The sequence below is a fragment of the Aeromicrobium sp. genome, assembly GCF_036675695.1.
In the GTDB taxonomy this organism is placed as follows: domain Bacteria; phylum Actinomycetota; class Actinomycetes; order Propionibacteriales; family Nocardioidaceae; genus Aeromicrobium.
Window position 1 is genome coordinate 1 of the sequence record NZ_JAKFEL010000002.1, and the last position, 2,768, is coordinate 2,768.

The 2,768-nt window shown below is 62.8% G+C and carries 3 protein-coding genes; all 3 read right to left on the bottom strand.

What is annotated here, in order from left to right:
- Positions 1–155: 155 nt before the first annotated feature.
- Genes V6M39_RS00055 through hpf form a run of 3 tightly spaced genes read right to left on the bottom strand, consistent with a single transcriptional unit; the run spans position 156 to position 2,743 of the window.
- Positions 156–1,358: a winged helix-turn-helix domain-containing protein gene (locus V6M39_RS00055; protein ID WP_332641617.1), complete on the bottom strand. Its 1,203-nt coding sequence runs from the start codon at positions 1,356–1,358 to the stop codon at positions 156–158.
- 51 nt (positions 1,359–1,409) lie between these two features.
- The gene (locus V6M39_RS00060) at positions 1,410–2,075 is read right to left on the bottom strand and encodes a response regulator transcription factor (RefSeq protein ID WP_332641618.1); all 666 of its coding nucleotides are present in this window, start codon (positions 2,073–2,075) and stop codon (positions 1,410–1,412) included.
- A 44-nt stretch (positions 2,076–2,119) separates the two neighbouring features.
- Positions 2,120–2,743 carry a ribosome hibernation-promoting factor, HPF/YfiA family gene (gene hpf, locus V6M39_RS00065; RefSeq protein WP_332641619.1) on the bottom strand — a complete coding sequence of 208 codons (624 nt, stop codon included), beginning with the start codon at positions 2,741–2,743 and terminating at the stop codon, positions 2,120–2,122.
- Between the last annotated feature and the right edge of the window lie 25 nt (positions 2,744–2,768).

The following is a 2,768-nucleotide window of genomic DNA, read 5'->3' on the forward strand; positions in this document are numbered from 1 at the left end:
GCCTTGAACTCGTCCTCGAGCGCATTCACCTGCTTGGCAATCGCCTCGAGCTGCTTGAGGATCTTGCCTTCGCCCATGCGAAGGATCTTGTCGACAATTTTTGGCACGAAATGAACTCTCTTGACGCGGGGTCCGTACGGGAAGACTGAGCCTGTCTAGTCTATGGGACGTCCAATAGCAGTCGAGAGTTCCCCGGCGAGATCCCCCTTGGACGGCGGTGCGATCCGGTCGAGCCCCAACCAACCGGCCATCACGGACAGCTCGGCTGCCAGCTCGGTCGCCGTCGACTCCGGCGCATGATCCTCCGCCCAGGCTCCATGGACGACGAGCGTGCTCGTCTGCCGGTCAGCCTTGAGGTCGACCCGGGCGACGAGCCGATCGCCGAGCAGGAACGGGAGGACGTAGTAGCCGTGCACGCGCTTCTCGGCCGGGACGTAGATCTCGATCCGGTAGCGGAAGTCGAACAGCAGCGAAGTACGCGTGCGCTCGAACACCAGAGGGTCGAACGGGCTGAGCAGTGCTCGCGCCGACACCTTCCGTGGCTGTACGGCATCGCGATGCAGGTAGGCAGGGCGCTTCCAGCCCACGACCGTCGTCGGGATCAGCTCGCCTCCGGAAACCAGCTCGTCGATCGCCGCCTTGGTCTGCGTCGGATCCATACGGAAGTAGTCGCGGAGGCACTGCGCTGTCGCGACACCAAGAGCGCGTCCCGCGTGGCTGACGAGCACACCGTGCGCCTCGGCAGCCGTCAGCGGCGGTGCATTGAGTTGCGCTGGGGGAATGACGCGTTCGGGTAGGTCATAGACCCTTTCGAAGGCCGAGTTGCGGCGCGCGGCGGTGACCTGCCCCTTGTAGAAGAGGTACTCCAACGCTGTCTTGACCTCGGACCAGTTCCACCCCCAGTTGTCCTTCTCGCGCGGTACGTCATGCTCGACCTCGCGGGCGGTCAGCGGGCCATTGGCGCGCACCTCCTCGAGCACCCACTCGACGAACTCGGGGTTCTCGTCGTACACGCGTTTGATACCACCCCACATACGTGCGCCGGACTCCATCCGGAATTGGAACGCCTGCCACAGGTTGACGTCGACCAGGGCCGCTTCATGCGCCCAGTACTCGAACAGCCGTCGTGGTTTGCGCCCTGCGGCACGGTGCAGGAGCTCGGTGTCGTACGCGCCGAGTCGCGAGAACAACGGCATGTAGTGGGCGCGCTGGAGGACGTTGACCGAATCGATCTGGAACAACCCGAGTCGATCGATGACCTTCTGCACATGGCGAGCAGCGACCGCATCTGGACGAGGTCGGGTGAATCCCTGTGCCGCCAGCGCAATGCGACGCGCCTGCAGGACCGTCAGACTCATGGACCTGATCGTCGTCTATCGATCTGACATTTTGGTCGTGGCAGACACGGCCTAAAGGACGTCGTCAACGAGCTTGCTGCGCACCGCGAACATCGCTGCTTCCATCCGCGACTTCATCTGAAGCTTCTCGAGGATGTTGCGAATGTGGTTCTTGACCGTGTTCTCGCTGATGAACAGCTCTTCGGCGATCTCGCGGTTGCTCAGTCCGCGGGCAACGTGACGGAGCACGCCGAGCTCACGCGGAGTGAGGTTGGTGGCAGGCGTCGGGCTCTTGGACATGTGCACGAACTCATCGAGCAGCTTGGTCGCCATGCTCGGGCTGATCAGTGACTGGCCGGAGGCCACGAGGCGTACGGCTTCAGCAACCTGCTCGTACGTTGACCCGTCCTTGAGGAGGTAGCCCGACGCTCCGCTGCGGATCGACTCGTAAAGGTCAGACTCGTCATCACTCGCCGTCAGCATGATGATTCCGGTGGTCGGCGAGATCTCCTTGATCGCAGCGCACACCTCGACACCACTGCGCCCTGGCATGCGTACGTCGAGAAGGACGACGTCAAAAGGATTTTCGGCCACCAGCTCAAGCGCCTTGTCTCCGTCGTCGACCTCGGCAAGCTCCAGCGTCTCGTCAGCGCTGAGAACCATCTTCACGCCGCGGCGGAAGAGCTCTTGGTCATCGACCAGCAGCACGCGGATGCTGTTGTCGCCCCGAATAGTCACATTCCGATCATGCCACGAATGGCGGTCAGCGCATCAGACCGTGTCTACGGGCTGACGTCCAGATGGATCACGCCGTAGTCGTACGCCCGGCGTAGATAAACCACACTGGGTCGCATCGAGTCCTTTTCGAGGAACAGATAGAAGTCGTGCCCCACGAGCTCCATCTCGTACATCGCCTGCTCGAGAGTCATCGGCGTGGCCTCGTGCGTCTTCTCGCGAACGACGAGGGGGGAATCACCCTGGACCTCGATGGGGCCTGCCTTGGAGGGGAAGTCGTCCTCCGGCTCGTCCTCGACGATGGGCTCGAGGGGGAGCTCGGCGGTCGCGGCGCTCAGCGACGTCGGTCCACGCTGTCCGTGGTGGATGCGTTTGCGGTCGACGGCCCGGCGAAGTCGTGACTCGAGCTTGTCGATCGCGGCGTCAAGCGCAGAGTGCTGGTCAGTGGAGGCGGCTTCAGCACGTACGGCCGGTCCGCGGGAGCGGAGGGTCATCTCGACCTTGGCGGCTTTGTCGTGCTGGCGCGGGTTCTTCTCATGCGTCACTTCGACCTCGACGCGATGAATTTTCTGGCGGGTGTCGTACTTGTCGATCCGGAGGAGTTTCTCCTCGACGTGCTCCCTGAATCGTTCGGAGATCTCGCTGTTGCGACCGTTGACGACAATTTCCATGGGAGCTCCTTGCCTCGAGTGATGC